Origin of the sequence: Paenirhizobium cremeum, assembly GCF_022884085.1 — a bacterium.
Classification (GTDB): domain Bacteria; phylum Pseudomonadota; class Alphaproteobacteria; order Rhizobiales; family Rhizobiaceae; genus Allorhizobium; species Allorhizobium cremeum.
This window is the reverse complement of sequence record NZ_JAGGCS010000001.1, coordinates 518845-537358: the sequence shown is the minus strand read 5'-3', so window position 1 is coordinate 537358 and position 18514 is coordinate 518845. Positions and strand designations below refer to the sequence as shown.

19 protein-coding genes are annotated in these 18514 nt (G+C 62.0%); 5 read left to right on the top strand and 14 right to left on the bottom strand.

The genetic code is table 11. The features are described 5' to 3' along the window. Positions 1–113: 113 nt before the first annotated feature. From J5N58_RS02545 to J5N58_RS02535, 3 genes are all read right to left on the bottom strand, one after another. Positions 114–761 carry a class GN sortase gene (locus J5N58_RS02545; RefSeq protein ID WP_113467381.1) on the bottom strand — a complete coding sequence of 216 codons (648 nt, stop codon included), beginning with the start codon at positions 759–761 and terminating at the stop codon, positions 114–116. Beyond that, positions 751–3099, bottom strand: a complete 2349-nt coding sequence (locus tag J5N58_RS02540; protein WP_244709516.1) for a marine proteobacterial sortase target protein — start codon at positions 3097–3099, stop codon at positions 751–753. Before J5N58_RS02540 ends, J5N58_RS02545 begins: the two co-directional genes overlap by 11 nt. Before the next feature lie 199 nt (positions 3100–3298). Then, positions 3299–4231 (bottom strand): EAL domain-containing protein, encoded by a 933-nt coding sequence (locus tag J5N58_RS02535; RefSeq protein WP_113339155.1) that lies wholly within the window; start codon positions 4229–4231, stop codon positions 3299–3301. Between the two features lie 218 nt (positions 4232–4449). Between J5N58_RS02535 and J5N58_RS02530 the strand changes: the two genes are divergently transcribed. Then, positions 4450–5652, top strand: a complete 1203-nt coding sequence (locus J5N58_RS02530; RefSeq protein WP_112831704.1) for a pyridoxal phosphate-dependent aminotransferase — start codon at positions 4450–4452, stop codon at positions 5650–5652. Positions 5653–5743: 91 nt separating this feature from the next. On the opposite strand, the gene J5N58_RS02525 is transcribed toward J5N58_RS02530, so the two are convergent. Further along, positions 5744–6934 carry an OpgC family protein gene (locus J5N58_RS02525; protein ID WP_113339154.1) on the bottom strand — a complete coding sequence of 397 codons (1191 nt, stop codon included), beginning with the start codon at positions 6932–6934 and terminating at the stop codon, positions 5744–5746. A gap of 270 nt (positions 6935–7204) precedes the next feature. On the opposite strand from J5N58_RS02525, the gene J5N58_RS02520 reads away from it, so the two are divergent. Further along, on the top strand, positions 7205–7468 hold the full coding sequence (locus J5N58_RS02520) for a DUF2188 domain-containing protein (protein ID WP_112831700.1): 264 nt from the start codon (positions 7205–7207) through the stop codon (positions 7466–7468). On the opposite strand, the gene J5N58_RS02515 is transcribed toward J5N58_RS02520, so the two are convergent. Beyond that, positions 7465–7941, bottom strand: a complete 477-nt coding sequence (locus J5N58_RS02515; RefSeq protein ID WP_113339153.1) for a bleomycin resistance protein — start codon at positions 7939–7941, stop codon at positions 7465–7467. The genes J5N58_RS02520 and J5N58_RS02515 overlap by 4 nt on opposite strands. Positions 7942–7951: 10 nt before the next feature. Continuing rightward, positions 7952–8842, bottom strand: a complete 891-nt coding sequence (locus tag J5N58_RS02510; protein WP_244709514.1) for a LysR family transcriptional regulator — start codon at positions 8840–8842, stop codon at positions 7952–7954. Positions 8843–8935: 93 nt separating this feature from the next. Here J5N58_RS02510 and J5N58_RS02505 point away from each other — a divergent pair, with 93 nt between their 5' ends. Then, positions 8936–9985 (top strand): NAD-dependent epimerase/dehydratase family protein, encoded by a 1050-nt coding sequence (locus J5N58_RS02505; protein WP_244709512.1) that lies wholly within the window; start codon positions 8936–8938, stop codon positions 9983–9985. Continuing rightward, positions 9982–10368 carry a DUF6220 domain-containing protein gene (locus tag J5N58_RS02500; RefSeq protein ID WP_244709509.1) on the top strand — a complete coding sequence of 129 codons (387 nt, stop codon included), beginning with the start codon at positions 9982–9984 and terminating at the stop codon, positions 10366–10368. The genes J5N58_RS02505 and J5N58_RS02500 overlap by 4 nt, the downstream gene beginning before the upstream one ends. 60 nt (positions 10369–10428) lie before the next feature. Here J5N58_RS02500 and J5N58_RS02495 read toward each other — a convergent pair whose 3' ends face one another. The 4 genes from J5N58_RS02495 to trxB form a co-directional block, all read right to left on the bottom strand. Then, entirely contained in the window at positions 10429–11538 is a 1110-nt protein-coding gene (locus tag J5N58_RS02495) for an alkene reductase (protein WP_113425013.1), read from the bottom strand. Positions 11539–11611: 73 nt separating this feature from the next. Continuing rightward, the gene (locus tag J5N58_RS02490) at positions 11612–11905 is read right to left on the bottom strand and encodes an ArsR/SmtB family transcription factor (RefSeq protein WP_244709507.1); all 294 of its coding nucleotides are present in this window, start codon (positions 11903–11905) and stop codon (positions 11612–11614) included. Between the two features lie 372 nt (positions 11906–12277). Beyond that, positions 12278–13174: a LysR family transcriptional regulator VtlR gene (locus tag J5N58_RS02485; protein ID WP_112831686.1), complete on the bottom strand. Its 897-nt coding sequence runs from the start codon at positions 13172–13174 to the stop codon at positions 12278–12280. A gap of 20 nt (positions 13175–13194) precedes the next feature. Beyond that, on the bottom strand, positions 13195–14169 hold the full coding sequence (gene trxB / locus J5N58_RS02480; RefSeq protein ID WP_112831684.1) for a thioredoxin-disulfide reductase: 975 nt from the start codon (positions 14167–14169) through the stop codon (positions 13195–13197). A gap of 227 nt (positions 14170–14396) precedes the next feature. Here trxB and J5N58_RS02475 point away from each other — a divergent pair, with 227 nt between their 5' ends. After that, complete coding sequence (locus tag J5N58_RS02475) at positions 14397–14864, top strand: Lrp/AsnC family transcriptional regulator (RefSeq protein WP_112831682.1); 468 nt, start codon at positions 14397–14399, stop codon at positions 14862–14864. On the opposite strand, the gene J5N58_RS02470 is transcribed toward J5N58_RS02475, so the two are convergent. The 4 genes from J5N58_RS02470 to greA are packed head-to-tail and all read right to left on the bottom strand — an operon-like array spanning position 14781 to position 18464. Further along, positions 14781–15626 carry a hypothetical protein gene (locus tag J5N58_RS02470; protein ID WP_244709505.1) on the bottom strand — a complete coding sequence of 282 codons (846 nt, stop codon included), beginning with the start codon at positions 15624–15626 and terminating at the stop codon, positions 14781–14783. The two genes, J5N58_RS02475 and J5N58_RS02470, sit on opposite strands and share 84 nt — an antisense overlap. Before the next feature lie 47 nt (positions 15627–15673). Continuing rightward, complete coding sequence (locus tag J5N58_RS02465) at positions 15674–16906, bottom strand: capsular polysaccharide export protein, LipB/KpsS family (protein WP_244709503.1); 1233 nt, start codon at positions 16904–16906, stop codon at positions 15674–15676. After that, positions 16903–17967 carry a glycosyltransferase family 4 protein gene (locus J5N58_RS02460; protein WP_244709501.1) on the bottom strand — a complete coding sequence of 355 codons (1065 nt, stop codon included), beginning with the start codon at positions 17965–17967 and terminating at the stop codon, positions 16903–16905. Before J5N58_RS02460 ends, J5N58_RS02465 begins: the two co-directional genes overlap by 4 nt. A gap of 20 nt (positions 17968–17987) precedes the next feature. After that, the gene (greA, locus tag J5N58_RS02455; protein ID WP_112831676.1) at positions 17988–18464 is read right to left on the bottom strand and encodes a transcription elongation factor GreA; all 477 of its coding nucleotides are present in this window, start codon (positions 18462–18464) and stop codon (positions 17988–17990) included. Between the last annotated feature and the right edge of the window lie 50 nt (positions 18465–18514).

Sequence of the window (18514 nt, the reverse complement as noted above, 5' to 3'; positions counted from 1 at the left end):
CCGCCGGAGCAACCCCGGCTACTCATTTTTCCATTCGTTTATCGGCGAGACGGGGGCATCTGGCGCAAATGTGAAGAGACGAGAGCAGGAGCGGGGGCGGACAGGATTTCTGCCTATTGGCCGATGCTCTCGGCATTGTCCTCCAGTCGTGCCTCCAGGATATAACGGAGCGGGCCGGGGCTGTTGGCGTCGAACGGCCAACAGGTGGAGAGGACGAGATTTCGCCCGAGCGCATGGGGATCGATACCGTTCTGATCCCAGCGGACAACGCGGGCGTCCCCGGCGATGAAGACCAGCCGCCTGCCGTCCCTGCGCACGACCTCGAGCCTGTCGCCGCGGCGGACGTCCTTCAGCCAGGAGAAGTGGGTGTCCCGGTGGGCGGCAATCACGGCGGTGCCTTCCTCGCCGGGCAGGGGCGTGCCGCTCAAAAGCGCGGGACCGAAGGCGAGGGCTTCGCCGCTGGCGCCTCGCAGCACGATGGCCGAACGGGCGATGCGCGGAGCCGTGATCCTCGCCTCGGTCTCGAAATCCGCCCAGGGCCACGGACGGGCCTCGGTCGCTCCTCTTGTGGCTGCGGCGAAACTGCGTTCCAGCAGGATCTGCGCCACCGAGGCCTTGGCCTTGATCCATGCGCCATCGGCGATGAGGGCAAGGCCGACCGTCGCGACGATGCCGATCGCGAGGAGCAGCGTTCTTTCGAAGGGGCCGAGTAGCCGCCAGAGCGACGGCCCGCCCCGTTTGCGCTCGGGTTCAGGTGTCATGGCGTCGCGCCATGCTCTGCATCAGGTCCCTGATGCCCCTGCGCCATAGTGCCAGCGTCGCGGTGGCCATGGCGGCAAAGAGAAGCATCAGCAATCCGATCAGAATGTGCCGGTCGGCGAGCGTGGCTGTCTGGGGCAGGGCGACCTGTGCCGCCGACTGCGCGACGAGCTTGGCGGCGGCCGGCGTCGGGGCTGCGAGCATTTCCATCTCCGCCGCCTCGGACTTTTCCCATATGGCGGGGTTCAGCGGACGGCCGTTGGCAGGGTCGCCGACGCGCTGGCGTTCGTCCTGCCCGAAGACCTTGTCGAAATCCCATCCGGCCGGCAGGTTCAGCGGCAGCTTGGCTTGTCCGAGATCCTCCCCGGCAGGCCGGGAGGGCGTGACATCGACAGCGACGAGGCTGGTCATGCGGGAGACGAGATGATGGGCAAGCGCGACCTCTTCGATCTCCTTGTCGACGGCCGCGGCGTCGCTGCGCTGGGAGGCGCCGGCCTCGATATCCTCGATCTTGCGCCGCGCCCAGAGCTTGGCGATGCCGTTTCCTTCGGCTGCACCGGCAATATCCATCTCGACGCGCCAGGGCTGGGCGCCGGTCTTGCCGACGATCTGCAGCTTGCCGGCCGGCGCGGCGCCCTTCAATTCGGCCGTCAGCACGACCGGTTCGCCGGCATAAAGGTCCGGCATCGGATCGGGGGTGATGTCCTCGGCTTCCGCGCCGTCAAACGTTGCGGCGATATCGGTCATGACGGGATTTTCAAGCTTGGAGAAAAGCTCGCCCATGCGTTCGGCCACCTGCTGTTCCGAGCCGATATGGGTGAAGGTGCCGCGGCCGATCTCCGCCGCACGGGTCATGAGATAGGAGTTCGGTGCCGAACCGATGCCGACGGTGAAGACGCGGGCATCGCCCCGACCGGCGGCGATTTCGTTGAAGAGCTGCTGCTCGTTGCCTATGGCGCCGTCGGTCAGGAAGACCACCTGCCGAAGGGCTCCGGACGAGCGCGGACCCTGATTGCGCAGGGCCCTCTGAAGGGCCGGCAGCATTTCCGTTCCGCCTTCGGCGTTCAGGCCGCGGACATAGGCAATGGCCTTCTCCCGATTGTCGGGGCTGGCGGGCACGAGGCCGCCGAAGAGATCCGTCATCGTGTCGTCGAAGCGGATGACGTTGAAGCGGTCGGCGGCCTTCAAGGTCGAGATCGCCAGCGCCAGGGCCTGCCGTGCCTGCTCGATCGAGGGGCCTGACATGGAGCCGGAATTGTCGATCACGAAAACGACTTCGCGATCCTGCTTCGATGTCCCGGGGTCAGGTGCAGCCGGCGGCGTGACGAAGGCAAGCAGGTAGGTCCTGCCGTCCACCACCTGACGGAAGAGACCGGCATTGGGCGTCTTGCCGGCTTCCGCTTTCCAGGTCAGCTCGAAATCACGGTCGGCCGGGACGGTTTCGGTTTTCAGCGCGATGCGGCGATGCTCCCTGCCGTCTTCCGTAACGTCGATCTGGTGGAACGGCGACCGTATCTCGCCGAGCGCGAAACCCGCCTTCAGGTCGACCGTTAGCGCGACGGGATTGATTTTGGCGTTCTCGCGCGGGTCGAGGACGGGCGCCTCGATCTTTTCACGGTTCTCGACCGGGTCCTGCGGCATGGCAAAGCCGACATTGCCGTTGAATTCGACGGTTTCGACGATCGGCTGCGGGTTGTAGCGCGGGGCGACGACCATGGGGAAACGCAGCGAGAATTCGCCGCCCGACTGGCGTATGCTCTGCTGATACTCGATCTGCACGACAATGGTTTCGCCGGGGCCAATATTGGCGACCTGATTGGTGAAGATGTTCGGGCGCTGCTGTTCGAGGAGAGCAGCCTTCTTGCCTTCCTCCTTCGCCTTTTCGTAGATCTCGCGTGCTTCCTCGCGCGGCTTGATCTGTCCTTCGATGAAGCGGGTGCCGATCTGCATGCGGAGCTCGTCCACGGCGGAATTTTCCGGCAGCGGGAAGACGTAGGTTCCCTCCACCCAGCCCTTGGACGGGTTCTCGAAGCGTTGCGTGACCTTGACGCGGGCGATCGGACCGGTGACGTCGATCGCCACATCGGTCTTCAGGCGCGGCGCCTCCACGAAAAATCCCGGTTCCCTGGCGGGAAAGAGCAGGCTGCCCATGTTCATGTCGTTCGGGCGAACCAGCGCGGGCGAACCGGTTTTTTGCGGCCCGGTCTCGGCATGCGCGGTGACGGCAAGGCCGATCAGCATGGCGATGCAGGCGAGGAGGCCGGCTGCCGCCACGAGCGTGCGATCGAGAATACGTTGCAGGAATGCGGGCGCGACGATCTTGTCCTCGTCCAGAAACATGATGATCCCCTTGAAACCGAATAATGCTCAATGGGGAGATGAAAGCCGGGGTTGTGGACTTCTCGGCGACCGAATTGCGGCTTGGTGCGGCATTTATCGTGGCGATATCGTGATTTTTCGGCTTTCGGCCGCATCGGTCGAAGGCGGCTCGGTCTGCGACGGGTCGGGCGGGATCGCTTTAGACCTTGCGCCGGCAGGCTCAGGAGGTGCTGCCCCGCTTTCCGAAGACGCGTCCGGGGCGGGTGGGATTGGGTTGGGCGGCGGCCGGTCGCGCGCCCGTGGCGCGCCATGGCTGTGTTCCACCGGCGGATGGCGCATCATCCGCAGTCGGGGAAAAGGATGCTTCGGGAAACATTTCGTTGAAATTGGTGGGCGCCAGTTCGGGACGGGCGAGGGCATAGCCTTGAAGAAGCGTAACGCCGAGATCGGAGCAGAGCTCGACCTGCCAACCTTCCTCCAGCCTCTCGAAGATGGGGTCGATGCCGTCGTCCCTCAATTGTCGGACAATGACCTTCAGAAGCGCGAAGCCGGCCGTATTGTGCATGTAGTCGCGCACCCAATCGCCATCGAAGCGCACGAAGTCGGGCTTGTGCCGGCGAACGACCTCTACGCTGGTTTCGCTCGCTTCGTAGTTGGAAATGGAGATGCGGAAGCCGGCCTGCCGCAACTGACGGATGGCGTTGGCGATCAGCCTGCTCTCGCCGGCGTTGGCGTTGATGTCGCAGACGATCCTGTCGGGTTGCAGCGCCACCTCGTGGCCGGCAAGGCGTATGCGGTCGAGTTCCAGGCGCATCGCCGCCGGCTCGATATAGAGTTGCGGCTGGAAGCTGACAAAAACACCGGAACGGGCGCGGTTGAGGCTTCCGACGTTGAGGATATGGATGCTTCTGAGCAGGCTGTCGACGGATGCCAGATCCTGTGGCTCGACGAGGGGAAAGAATTGCGACGGCGGATAGGGTTCCTCGTTGCGTTCGGCGCGCACGAGGCCCTGGAAGGCATAGACGTCGAGAACATCGTCGGAAATGCGCCGGAAAATCGGTTGCAGCGCCGAGCGCAGCACGAAGGGGCCGTAGGCGGTCGACCATGCGCCCGTCATATGCACGAGACGGCTGTAGATGCTGGTCTGGCCCATTCTTCCTTCCGCTCTCCTTCTCAACCCTCGGTGGGTGCGAATTCTACCCTGCAAGACTTACCTGAATATTAAGAAAATCTTAAAAAGCGAAAACGTCGCGGTTTGTGCCGTGCGGGCCGCTTTCCGCTTGAAACGCAGCGACTCTTTCGCCATAGAACTTGAACCTGGGGCCTTGGCCGATCGAGGTTCCTTCGTTCAACAGCTTCAGGACAATCACAATGGCATTTCTCGCCGACGCTCTTTCCCGTGTAAAGCCTTCCGCAACTATCGCAGTCTCGCAGAAAGCACGCGACCTGAAGGCAAAGGGACGTGACGTCATTGGCCTCGGTGCAGGTGAACCGGACTTCGATACCCCCGATAACGTCAAGAAGGCCGCTATCGACGCGATCAATCGCGGCGAAACGAAATACACGCCGGTTTCGGGCATTCCGGAACTGCGCAAGGCGATTGCGGCGAAGTTCAAGCGCGAGAACGGGCTTGACTACGACTGGCAGCAGACGATCGTCGGCACCGGCGGCAAGCAGATTCTTTTCAACGCCTTCATGGCAACGCTTAACCCGGGCGATGAAGTCGTCATTCCGGCGCCCTACTGGGTTTCCTACCCGGAGATGGTGGCGCTTTGCGGCGGTACCCCGGTCTTCGTTTCGACGAAGCAGGAAAACAACTTCAAGCTGACGGCTGAAGAACTCGAAAGCGTCATCACGCCGAAGACCAAGTGGTTCGTCTTCAACTCGCCGTCGAACCCGACCGGTGCCGCCTATAGCGCGGACGAACTGAAGGCACTGACCGACGTTCTGCTCAGGCATCCGCATGTCTGGATCCTGACCGACGACATGTATGAGCACCTGACCTTCGGCGATTTCAAGTTCGCGACCCCGGTTGAGGTCGAGCCGAAACTCTATGACCGCACGCTGACCATGAACGGCGTATCGAAGGCCTATGCGATGACCGGTTGGCGTATCGGTTATGCTGCCGGACCGCTCCAGCTCATCAAGGCGATGGACATGATCCAGGGCCAGCAGACCTCGGGTGCTTCCTCGATCGCCCAGTGGGCCGCCGTCGAAGCTCTCAACGGTCCGCAGGATTTCGTTGCGAAGAACAAGGCCATCTTCGAAGCCCGTCGCGACCTCGTCGTGTCGATGCTCAACCAGGCGACCGGCATCAAGTGCCCGAAGCCGGAAGGCGCCTTCTACGTCTACCCGTCCTGCGCCGGCCTGATCGGCAAGACAGCGCCGTCGGGCAAGGTGATCGAAACCGACGAGGACTTCGTGTCCGAACTGTTGGAGGCCGAGGGCGTTGCCGTCGTGCATGGCTCGGCTTTCGGTCTCGGCCCGAACTTCCGCATTTCCTACGCGACTTCGGAGGAACTGCTCGAGGAAGCCTGCAAGCGCATCCAGCGTTTCTGCGCGGCCTGCAAGTAAGCCTTCAATCGTCTTTCCTTGAAAAGAAAGGGCGGAACCTTCGGGTTCCGCCCTTTTGTTTCTGTGGTCAGCCTGACCGGCCGGCTGGCGATCACCTGGCCGGTTGGGTGGCCGGGACGCCGAACAGCTTTTCCCGTTCGCGATAGATGGCCGGGAGGCTCAGAAGAGCCAGCGATCCGATTGCAACGATCGTCTTGGTCAACTGCGAGAGTTCGCCCACGCGGCCGTCGACATAGAAGACGAGATAGGCGATCAGGACGTGCCAGACGTAGATCTGCAATGAATGACGGCCGAGGAGCTGCAGATAGCTCAGCGAGAACACGCCCGTCAGCACGGATGCGATCTTGCGAACGATGGGGTTGACGTGGCGAGGACCTGCGATCAGCAACCACGACAGCCCGTATGCTGCGGCGGCGAAGTTCACCAGGTAGACGAGGCCGAAATCGGCGCGCACCTCCATCATGCCGAATTTCTCCAGCACGACGCCGGGCATCAGTTCGTGAGCCGTGAGGATTCGCAGCGGCAGGAAAAACAGGCAAACCGCCAGCGCCATCTTCGCCAGGAAAGTGTCTTCGGGATTGAAGACCTGCTTCCAGTCGATGCGCTTCATCGAGGTGAGGCTGCCGGCGACCACACCTGCGAAAAAGACGATCTGCCAGCCGAGCAGATTGAAGCTTGCGCGCAGGCCCTCCTTGTCCGGTGCGCCGGCCAGCCATTCATTGAGCGGATAGGTCAGGGCCCTGTGCAGACCGAGCTGGCCGGCAAGCCAGATAAGCAGGGAGGCGATGGCAACCGCAGCCCAGCGTCCGTTTATGCAGAGCCAGATGACCATCGGGGAGAGGGCCAAATAGATGATGTATTGCGGCAGGATATCCATGAAGGTCGGCTGAAAGAGGAAGGCGCCGATCGCGGAGAGCCTTGCGACATTGTCGAGGTGGGTGCCGCCGAGCCAGTTCTGCCATATGCCGGCTGCGCCGGGCAGCACCAGTTGCAGGACGAGGATGGCAAGCACCACCCCCATGGCATAACGATAGAGTTCAAGCGCGCGGGACCAGACGCGGTCACGGCCGACGGCATAACCGTCCTTCATCATCTTTCGCGCATAGACCATGCCGGTCAGCAGACCGGACAGAAATACGAATCCCTGGGCATCCTCCACGAATGCGAGATTGCGATGGTTGATTTGAACGAGCCACAGCCCGCCCGTGAAGACCAGATGGTTGATTAGCATGAAGACAAGGAAATAACCCCGCATGCCATCGATGACGTCCAATCTCTTCAAGGTTTGGCTCCCGAGTTTGCCCCCCGGTGACCTGGGCGAGCGTTCTTGCCTTACATCTTGTTGACAATGGGGCGAGCCACTGAGCTTGGTGTGGACCGCCTGAGTGGGAACGGCGATGGCGGGCAAAGGTTCCGGCCTGGAAAGCCTGCGGGTACAGGTTTCCTTGCGCCTCTTTCGCTTACCTGCGGCACGGCGTCGCGCTTCGTGCGGCGGCGATTTGATGTTTCAGGCGCTTGGTGTGATAATGCAGCCGGTTGGAAGGAGGCTAGAATGGTCAAGATCGTATACGAGATCGTTCCCCATGACGGCGGCTGGGCCTATAAGCTCGGAGATGTCTATTCCGAGACCTTTGCCAGTCACGACGAAGCGCTGGAGGCGGCCCGTATCGTCATGCAGGAGCAGCAGGTCGGCGACGAACCCGTCGAGATCAGCTATCAGGATGAAAAGGGCAAATGGCGCGAGGAGTATTCCGACGGCGGCGATCGCCCTGAGGTCGAGATCGTCGATCCCCATCAGGCGAATTCTTCCATCTAGCCGACAGGGCGCGTGCCGATCGATTGGGAAAAGCGGATCAGATAGCCGTCGGGGTCCTGCACGAGGAATTCCCGCGAGCCGCTTTCGTGAGTCTCTCCAATTCGATACCAGCTTTCGCTCACATCTTCGAAGAGCGGCCAATCGTGTTTGCGCAAGGCTTCCAGTATCGGTTCGAGATCGTCCGTGGCGATCTGGAAGTTGATGCCTCGTCCGAAGGGTCTCTCCAGCGTTCCCGTCTTCCAGTTGCCGTTGATCTGGCAGAGCATGATCTGGGCGCCCTGACGTTCGAGGTAGGCAAACCTGGCGGCCGGGCGGTCATAGGCGATGCGAAAGCCGAGGCCATCGCACCAGAAGTTCAGGCTTGCCTCGATGCTCGTGACATCGAGTTCCGGGACGAGGGGCGCAAATCCCCCGGTCGGCCGACTGCCGGTTCCCGCAGATGCGTCCCGTTCGGCGCGTGTCAGTTCGGTCATTCCTGCATTCCTATCGATCGATATAGTCCAGCAAACCCCGGACCAGCGCATCGAAGGCGACGCGGCAGCGCGGAGCGGTCTTCAGGCTTTCGTGCATCACGACATATGTATCGAGTGACAGGCCCAAGGCACCGGGCAGGACCGGCACGAGATCCGAAAAACGTTTCGCAAGCCCGTCCTGACACATGCCGATGCCTGCACCGGCCCGGATGGCCGCGAATTGGGCAATGTTGCTATCGGTGCGGAAGGAGAAATGCGTGTCGGCCAGATCAGGCCGTTCGGCGAGAATCGCGCGGATATAGGCGAGCTTCCGGTCGAAACCGATCAGCCTGTGCTGCCTGAGTTCGGTGAGCGACTTTGGTACGCCATGCCGCTCGAGATAGCGGCGATGCGCGTAGAAACCGAGCGGAATGCGGCCTACTCGGCGGGAGAGCAGGGCATCCTGTTGGGGCTCGACCATGCGTATGGCAATGTCGGCGGCCTGATTGAGCAGATCCTCGACCTCGTCGGATGCTGACAGTTCTATGTCGAGACCGGGATGGGCCTCATGCAGGTCTGCCAGGATCGGCGGAAGCACCTCTATGCCGATCACTTCGCTGGCGCTGATACGCACGGTGCCCGTCACCGCATCGGATCGCCCGGAGGCGGCTCGCTCCAGCGCCGCCGCCGTCGCCGCCATGGCTTCGGCATGGGGACGCATCTGCCGGGCGGTTTCCGTCGGCAGCAGGCCTTTCGGTGTGCGCAGGAAGAGAGGGCCGCCCCCGGCCTGTTCCAGCGCGTCGATATGACGGCCGACCGTCGGCTGTGTCAGACCGAGTTCTCGTGCGGCGGCGGACAGCGATCCCTCGCGCAGAACCGCGAGGAAGGTCCGGTAATAATCCCAGGTCAATTCAGTGCTCATGCATTAATGTATAGCAATTAAAGAAATTCTGGCAATTTCGTATATCTCTGACGTGTCGGATACTCCTTGCATCGAAACGAAGGAGTTCAGGCCATGACAGAGACAGCAGTTATTCATCCTCCCGTCGTACTGGTTCTCGGCGTCACTGGTGGCGTCGGCGGTGCGGTCGCCGCAAAGCTCGTGGAGCGGGGCTATCGTGTTCGAGCCATGCATCGGCGCGCGGCCGAGATGCAGTCAAGGATGCCGCAATATGAGTGGGTAGAAGGAGATGCCATGAGCCCTCCCGACGTGATGGGGGCTGCCGAGGGCGCAGGCCTCATCGTCCATGGCGTCAACCCGCCCGGTTATCGCAACTGGGGCAAGCTTGTGCTGCCGATGATCGACAGCACGATTGCCGCCGCGAAACGCCACGGCGCCCGTATCCTGATGCCGGGGACGGTCTATAATTTCGGGCCGGACAGTTTTCCGCTGGTTCGCGAAGATAGTCCCCAGCATCCGGTGACCCGCAAGGGGCGGATCCGGGTCGAGCTCGAGCGCCGGCTGGAAGCTGCGGCCGCCGATGGCGTTCCGGTGCTGATCGTGCGGGCGGGTGATTTCTTCGGTCCCGGAGCCGGCAACAACTGGTTTGCGCAGGGTGTCATCAAACCGGGTGTGCCGGTTGCCTCGATCACCAATCCGTCATCCCCCGGCGTCGGGCACCAGTGGGCCTATCTTCCGGATGTCGCGGAGACCATGGTGCGGCTGCTGGAGCATGCCGACCGATTGCCGACCTTCGCACGCTTTCACATGGCGGGTTTCCTGGATCGCGACGGGACGGAGTTGGCGCAATCCATTCGCCGCGTCACGGGCCGGCCGGATCTCAAGGTGAAGCGTTTCCCCTGGTTCGCGGTTGCTCTTGCTTCCCCCTTCGCGCCGCTCTTTCGTGAGCTCCTGGAAATGCGCTATCTCTGGAGGCAGGAGGTGACGATGGACAATCGCCGTCTTGTCGAATTTCTCGGGGAAGAGCCGCAGACTCCCATCGACGAGGCCGTTGCCGCCACCCTTGCGAGCCTTGGCTGCCTTCCCGAGCGGACAGGCGGGGCATCCCGAACTGACGGGCCGACGGGCTCGATATCAATCTCCTCGGCAGGGAGGGCAGCATGAGTGTGGGGGTAGAGGTTAAGTCCGCTCCCGCGAGCCTCGTCTTCACCGGCATGGCGATCCTCACCAGTGCGGGTATCGGTAGCCAGTTCTACCTCGCAGGCATGGCGATCTTCGGTGGAGGGGTTAACTGGGATGTGCATCGCATCGTCGGCAGCGTCATCGTCCTGCCTATCCTTGCGATGCTGACGCAGGCATTCGTGTCTCCTCGACTGATTGCCGTTCGTGAGCTGACGGCATTGCTGGCGACGAGTTATCTCTTGCAGATCGCTGTGGTCGTGGTGGGGCAGGAAGTCGATATGCCACTGGTGGCGGCGCTGCACCCCGCGAATGGCGCGCTGATGTTCGGAATATCGGGGCGCCTGGCCTTTCGCAGCTTGAGATAGGCGGGCTTCACCAGAAGAAAATGCCCCGCGCAGGCGGGGCATTCATGTCTTGCGGAACGCTCAAGCGGAAAGTGCAAGCGTCGGATAGTTGGTATAGCCTTCCGCGCCGCCGCCATAGAAGGTGTTGCGGTCTGCTTCGTTGAGCGGTGCATTCTCCTTAAGCCGGCGAACGAGGTCCGGGTTGGAGATGAAGAGCTTGCCGAAGGCCACCATGTCGGCACGGCCGGATTCGACCGCCTCGATCGCCATGTCACGGTCATAGCCGTTGTTGACGATCCACACGGCCTTGCCGCCCTTGGCGCGGTAGGCGGCCTTCAACCCAGCCCAGTCGAAGGGCAGGTTGTCGCGCGGGCCGCCGGTCGCACCTTCGATCACATGGATGAAGGCAAGGTCATAGGCGGCGAGCTTTTCCACCAGATGGTTGAAGAGAGGCTGCGGATCCGGATCGGATGCATCGTTTGCCGGGGTGACCGGAGAAATGCGGATGCCTGTGCGCTCGGCGCCGATTTCGTCGACGATCGTCTTGACCACTTCGAGCGCGAAGCGCGTGCGGTTTTCAATCGAGCCGCCATAGCCGTCCGTGCGGTGGTTGGTGTCCGCGCGCAGGAACTGGTCGATCAGGTAGCCGTTCGCGGCATGAATCTCGACGGCGTCGAAGCCGGCCTCGACCGCCGCACGGGCCGCACGGCGATAATCCTCGAGAATGCCGGGGATTTCGGAAAGTTCGAGAGCGCGAGGCTCCGAGGTATCGACGAAAGCGCCGGTACCGTCATCGTTGATGATGTAGGTCTTCGATTTCGCACGGATGGCCGAAGGAGCGACGGGCGCCGCGCCGCCGGGCTGTAGCGTCGTGTGGGAGACACGACCGACATGCCAGAGCTGGACGGCGATCTTGCCGCCGGCGGAATGCACCGCGGCGGTCACGCGCTTCCAGCCTTCGACGGCTTCCGGGAGGTAGAGACCGGGCACCTGGGCATAGCCCTGGCCCTGCTGGGTGATCGGCGTGCCCTCGGTGATGATGAGACCCGCCGAAGCGCGCTGTTCGTAATAGGTGACGTTGAGATCGTTCGGAACGGCTCCCGGCGAGCGGTTGCGGGTCAGCGGTGCCATCGCGATGCGATTGGAAAGCGTGGTGCGGCCGAGTGTGACCGGATCAAAAAGGCTAGGCATGAAACCTCTCTAAATTTCCAGATTATCCAATGGCGGGTGGGAGGAGCAGCATTGGGATCTTAGATCTGGTGTCTCAGATCGTCGTGTTCAAGGTATCGAGGAGCTTGCCGATCGCCTCTTCGTTGCGGCGATAGAATACCCACTGGCCGATACGGGTGGAGATAACAAGGCCCGCTCTCTGCAGGGTCGCGAGGTGGGCGGAGACTGTCGATTGCGAGAGGCCGCAGCGTTCAAACTGTCCCGCGCTGACCCCCATATCAAAGGACTGAGACTGGTCGGGGAAATGGACTTCGGGTTGCTTCATCCACACCAGCATTTCGATCCTCGTCGGATGTGCAAGCGCTTTGAGGCCCTCGTGAAGATCCATATACCGTTGTTCCGATTCCGTTCGTGCGTTTCAAATAGGCCATGAAAACGGAGCGTCAATTCAAACGGATGTCAACTCGTTCCCGAAACCGACGCATTGAGGATACGGTTACCGATCCTTTCCGCGTTGCTTCTCCCTTGCGGTGCTCTCCGGACAAAAAAAGAGGGCCGCCGGATTGCTCCAGGGCCCTTTGAAGTGTGAAGGTCAAAAACCTCCAGAGGGGAACAGCTGCTGCGGTGGAACTGGGAGGAAAGCCACCATGTGCATCAGCTGTGTGCGATATGGTGGTTTTTTGTGCAGCGAACAATGCTTTTTTATGCATGTCAGGCATGCGCAATGTGCAGGCCTGCCCTTTCTACCCGTAAAAGCTGCTTAAAAGTTCCAATTTCTGGCCTTTGCGACAATGAAATCGCGGAAGGCCTTCAGCTTTGCGGCGTTCTTCATTTCGTCCGGATAGCAGAAATAGGTGTCGAAGGAGGGGACGTCGGCGTTGGTCACGAGCTGCAGGAGGCCCGGATCCCGTCCCACGATGTAGTCGGGCAGCATGGCTATGCCGATTCCCAGCAGGCAGGCGCGCTTGATCGAGGTCAGGCTGTTGATCTGAAGATGCGGGATTCGCGGATTGTCCGAGGTGCGGCCCGCCACCTCCAGCCAGTTCACATCCAGGAGATAACCAGGAGCCGGCTCGCCGAAGGTGATGATGCGGTGGTTGTCGAGATCCTCGATCGATTGCGGTTCGCCATAGCGGTTGATGTAGGATGGTGCCGCATAAACATGCATGTGCACCGTGAAGAGCTTGCGCTGGATGAGGTCCGATTGCTGCGGCTGGCGCAGGCGAATGGCGCAGTCGGCATGGCGCATGTTCACGTCCAGCTCCTCGTTGTCGAGGATAAGCTGGATCGACATGTCCGGGTAAAGCTGCAGGAATTCCTGGACCTTGTCCGTGAGCCAGCCCTGGCCAAGGCCAACGGTCGTCGTCACGCGGAGCTTGCCGCTTGGCTTTTCCGTCGTCTCGGTAAGCTGCATCTTGACCGTTTCGAGCTTCAGCAGCACGTCATGGGCGGTGCGATAGAGCAATTCGCCCTGCTCGGTGAGGATAAGGCCGCGCGCATGGCGATGGAACAGCTTGACGCCGATATCCTGTTCCAGCGCGCTGACCTGGCGGCTGATCGCCGACTGGGAAAGATGCAGTTTGTCGGCCGCATGGGTAAACGACCCAGCTTCTGCAGCCGCATGAAAAATGCGCAACTTGTCCCAGTCCAACGGCATGCTGCCCCCTCTCATGACCATCACTCCGCGGCTTCGGCCTGTACCGGCTGGGCGCCCAGGAAGCGCTCGGCCTCGAGCGCGGCCATGCAGCCCATGCCGGCTGCGGTGATTGCCTGCCTGTAGATGTCGTCAGTGACGTCGCCGGCGGCAAAGACACCCGGCACATCCGTGGCCGTGCTGTCGGGAGCCGTCCAGAGATAGCCGTTCGACTTGAGCTTCAGCTTGCCCTTGAACAGTTCGACGGCCGGTGCGTGACCGATCGCCACGAAGACGCCGTCGATCGGCAGTTCTGTGACCGCTCCCGTCAGCGTGTCGCGCAGCTTCACGCCGCTGACCGACGGTGGCATCGGGGGCTTTGCCGGCGCGCCGGTGATTTCGGCAACCTCGGTGTTCCAGAGAACGCGGATATTGTCCTTGGCGAATAGACGCTCCTGCAGGATCTTTTCCGAGCGGAAGCTGTCGCGGCGGTGCACGACGGTGACGGATTTCGCGATGTGGGAGAGATAGAGCGCCTCTTCCACGGCCGAGTTGCCGCCGCCGACAACGATGACATCCTTGTTGCGATAGAAGAAGCCGTCGCACGTGGCGCAGGCGGAGACGCCGAAGCCCTGGAAATGCTGCTCGCTCTCGATGCCGAGCCACTTGGCCTTGGCGCCGGTGGCGATGATGAGCGTGTCGGCGGTCCATACCGCGCCCGAATCGGTCCGGGCGGTGAAGGGACGGCGGGAGACGTCCACCTCGGTCACCAGGTCATTGACGATCTCGGCGCCGACATGGCTTGCCTGCTTCAGCATCTGCTCCATCAGCCAGGGGCCCTGGATCGGATCGGCGAAGCCGGGATAGTTTTCCACGTCGGTGGTAATCATCAACTGGCCGCCCTGTTCCATGCCGGCGATCAGCACCGGCTTCAGCATGGCACGGGCGGCGTAGATCGCAGCCGTGTATCCGGCCGGGCCTGAGCCGATGATCAACACCTTCGTATGGCGGGCAGTCATGGTAATTCCTTTCAAAGCGGCCAGAGGAGGGAGCGATATAAGCTCACGCGCCACTTCTTTGTAGGTTCATTTATGATTGATCCATGCATTTATTCAAGGTCAGCCTTGCAATACCAACAAGGCAATGCGTCGCACGGTAATTTTTGTGCTCACAGCAGCCAGATTCTTGCGTATTCCACGGGTTCGGCTAGAAAATGCCCATCTGCAAATCACGAAAGGCCATACCCGTGCTGAAAGCCGAGCTGGACGCAATCGATCTTCGAATCCTGCGCGAACTGCAACGGGATGGGAGGATGACCAATGTGGAGCTTTCCGAGCGGGTCGGGATTTCGGCGCCCCCCTGCCTGAGGCGTGTGCGCAAGCTCGAGGAAAGCGGCATCATCGAGGGCTATCACGCCATGCTGAACGCGCCGAAGCTCGGCTTCGACCTCGTGGCCTTCTGCATGATCGGTCTCAAGCACCAGTCGGAGGCCAATCTCAAGGCCTTCGCGGCGGCCACCGAGAGCTGGCCGATGGTGCGTCAGGCCTGGATGGTGAACGGCGACAGCGATTTTCTGCTGCACTGCGTGGCGGAGAATCTGAGCCGGTTTCAGGATTTCGTGATCGAGGTGCTAACCGCCAACGAGCACGTCCACACCGTGCGGACGATGCTGACGATCCGTCAGGTCAAGAAGGTTCCCCTTCTGGAAATCTGAAGCCGGCTGGCTGCTCCCATACCAGGCGTCGTGCAGCCAGTCGACCCTGCCGATCCTGCGGTACCATTTGTGGCCTCCGCCAGCGAGGACCTCACCCATTTTCGGCTGGCCTGCGAACACCACCATTTTCGCGCCTTCCGGCGGGAAGGGATCGCGGAAGTAGCTCGCCAGATTGCGTGGAACGCAGGCGTTCTTGAAGCTTACGCACCATTCCTTCGGCCAGTACTGCAGATGGCCGTGAGCGGCGAGCTGGGCGCTCTGGAACTGCTGGGAGATCTCGTAATGCGCCATGGCCTTGGCGGGGTCGGCCAGGTAGGCGTCGAGGACGTAGCTGTGGGCGCCGATCTCGTAGCGGAAGACGGAACTGTTGCCGACCGAATGCAGGAAGCGGTCGCGGGCCGGGTTGATGCGGCGGAGCGGCTTGGGGCGGAAAAGCTCGTCGTCGCGGATGATGAGGAATGTCCCGGGATGGGTGAAGAACGGCTCGAGGTCGGCCATGACGACCAGATCGAGATCGAGGAAGAGCGTGGTGCCCTTGAGGTCGGCGAGATCGCGGCGGAAGAGCGCAAGCTTGCGCCAGCGTCGGTCGCCATGACCGGCGGGAAGGTCCAGTTCCGGCAGAGGAAAGGTTTCGATGCCCGCCTCAAGGCCGGTCGTGTCGTCCGTGAAGCAGACGAAGCGGTGGGGGCGGCGGAGATGGCGGGCGACGCCGCGTTTCAGGTTGTTGACGTATTCGGGACCGTAGAGCGTTCCCCATTTCATGCAAACCACATTGACTGAAGGGGTGGGTGTGGTTTGCATGTTCATGGCTAATACGGGCCTTCCCTGACCGGTTTTCTCTCCGCCCGGTCCTCATGACCCGGACGTTCGGCGAATTCTCTCAGGAACAGGCTGTGCTGGTCGCTACCCTCCGCGCGTTGGCGAAGAGCCTCCATCATGGCCGCGTCCGCATTGTTGCGGTCGCCCCTGAGCAGGAAGACGTTGTAAATGTATCTTATGACGGTCGTACGAAGGTTCGCGTCGGGCTGCCAGTCCTTCAACCTTTCGAAGGCTGAAGCCAGTTCCCCGTCATCGCCGGCATGCAGCACGAGGCCGTCGACGTTGTAGGGCGCGTTGCCGATGGTGATGACCTTCTTGCCGAGGAACACGCTTTCGAGGCCGACCGTCGAATTCATCACGATCACCGCGTCGGCGCCTTCGATCAGGCCGCGCGTCTCGTTATGGTTGGCGAAATGAATGCGGGCGTGAGGCTTGACGTGGCCGCGGATCGACAGCGGAAAGCTCGGATGCTCCTTGATGACGAAGTGCACGTCCGGCTGGCGGTCGGCGAGGCGGGCGATCACCTCGTAGAAATGCACCATGTCCCTGATCCAGGGCGAATGGGCGAGCACCTGCATGTCGCTCGGCACCTGGAAGGGAACGAAGACATAGGACGGCGGCAGGGAAACCGTTTTCGATCCCTTCTGCTTGCTCTGTCGGCGCACCAGATCCGCGGGCATGTCCTTGCCGATGCGATCTTCCACCATGCGATAGAAGGCGGGATCGCGGGGGAGGGTGCTGTCGTAGTTGATGCCCTTGCGGTCATATTGCAGCATCTTCGGGAAGAAGCCGAGTTCCATGACCAGCCGTTCGCGCCCGAGCGCCTTGCTGACCTCCAGCGTCAGGGCATCCGGCATCAGGAAGCCGTTGAAGACCAGGGCCCGGGCTTCGGGATGTTCATCGAAACGGAGCTTGAGCAGTGCGGCGGGGATGCGTGCGCGGGGCAGGACCATCGCCCGGTAGATGGCGGCGACCAGAGGGTTGGAATAGAACCAGCCGAAACGGATGCGCCGACGGATCAGGTTGCGCTCGACGACAGGCCTGAGATCGACAACCTCGTCGCGGCCGGCAATGGTTGCCAGCAGGCCGCCGAACCCCTTGAGGCGCACGAGTTCGCGGATGGTGTCGACAAGCTTCAGCGGAACCAGTTCAAGTCTGCCGTCAGACGCCTTGCGGATACCGTTCAGATGCTTGCTGTGACCGATGAACTCCACCTTGGTCATGGTGTCGCCTTGTCGTGCCCGAGGAGGCGATCGTAAACCTTCTCCAGGCCACCCACCTCGTTCTCCAGGGCGAAATTGTCGAGTACGTGCTGGCGGCTGACACGGCCCGCCTCCTCGGCTGCGGCTGGCGAGGCGAGGTAGACACGGATGGCGTCGCGCAGCGCCTCGTAGTTTCCGGCGGGCACCACCTTGCCGGTGACGTCTTCGACGATCATTTCCGCATAGGCACCGGCGTCGCTGGTCACGGCCGCGGTGCCGGAGGCCATGGATTCGAGAGGCGTCAGGCCGAAGCCTTCGTTGCGGGAAGGGGCAACGTAGAGCGAGAGCCGGCGGTACCACGGCTTGATGTCGTCGACTTCACCGAGGAAGACGATGCGCGACGAAAGGCCGGCAGCAGCGATATCGGCCTTCAGCCTGTCGGCAAAGCCTTGATGCTCGGCGGTGACACGACCGCTGATGACCGCGGTCCAGTCGGGAAATTCCGGCAGGAGTTCGATCATCGCGCGGACGAAGAGATCCGTGCCCTTCTGATGGCGGACCCGGCCGAAGCAACCGACGAGATGGCGTCCGGGGAGGCCGGTTGCGGCGATGGTGTCCGATACATCCTCGCCCGGATGAAAGAGCTCGGTATCGACGCCATGGCGGATGACCGTATGCGGCACGAGGAGAAACGAGCCGGAGCGCGCGCTGGTTGCGACCACCGCATCCATCTTGGAGATCAGCCAGCGGGTATAGCCCGTGTGCCGGCGTTGCGCGGCGGAGGTGAAGAGCAGTTTCAGCGGCATGCGGAAAACGTCGCGCAGAACGATGCCGAACAGCATCTCGTTGTTGCGCCGGGCATGCCAGACGCGAACGGGCGCACCCTTCGGCGCGCGCCAGAGGGCGGGCAATTGCCGCCAGCGCATCTTCGGCAGATGATCGGGAAGGCCGGGGCCAAGCGTGGCGATGCCCCGCCCGTGACGGCTCTGGGCCGGCACGAGTTGGATCACCGTTGATGTCACGCCAGAGAGGCGCCGCTTGAAATGTGGCGCGATCACAGTGATATCGGCTGGAGAAAGCAAGGGAGGCCTTCCGGTTCGCGTCAGCCCCAGGCGACGGCGAGAATCTCGTAAGCCTTCGAGCCGCCGGGAGCGACGACTTCGATGTTGTCGCCGACTTCCTTGCCGATGAGGGCGCGTGCGATCGGCGAGGAGATCGAAATGCGACCAGCCTTCACATCGGCTTCCTGATCGCCGACGATCTGGTAGGTCTTTTCCTCTTCCGTGTCCTCGTCGACCAGCTTCACGGTCGCGCCGAACTTGATCTTGGAGCCGGACATCTTGGAGAGGTCGATGACCTCTGCGCGCGCAATCAGATCCTCGAGCTCGCCGATGCGGCCCTCGTTGTGGCTCTGCGCTTCCTTGGCAGCGTGATATTCGGCGTTTTCGGAAAGGTCGCCGTGGGCGCGCGCTTCCGCGATGGCGTCGATGATGCGCGGGCGTTCCTCCTGTTGACGCCAGCGCAGCTCCTCCTGAAGCTTGGCGTAACCGTTCTGCGTCATCGGAACCTTTTCAACCATTTCGTCTTCCTCTGCTTTTCATGTCCGCAAGGGGCGCACACAAAAGAAAA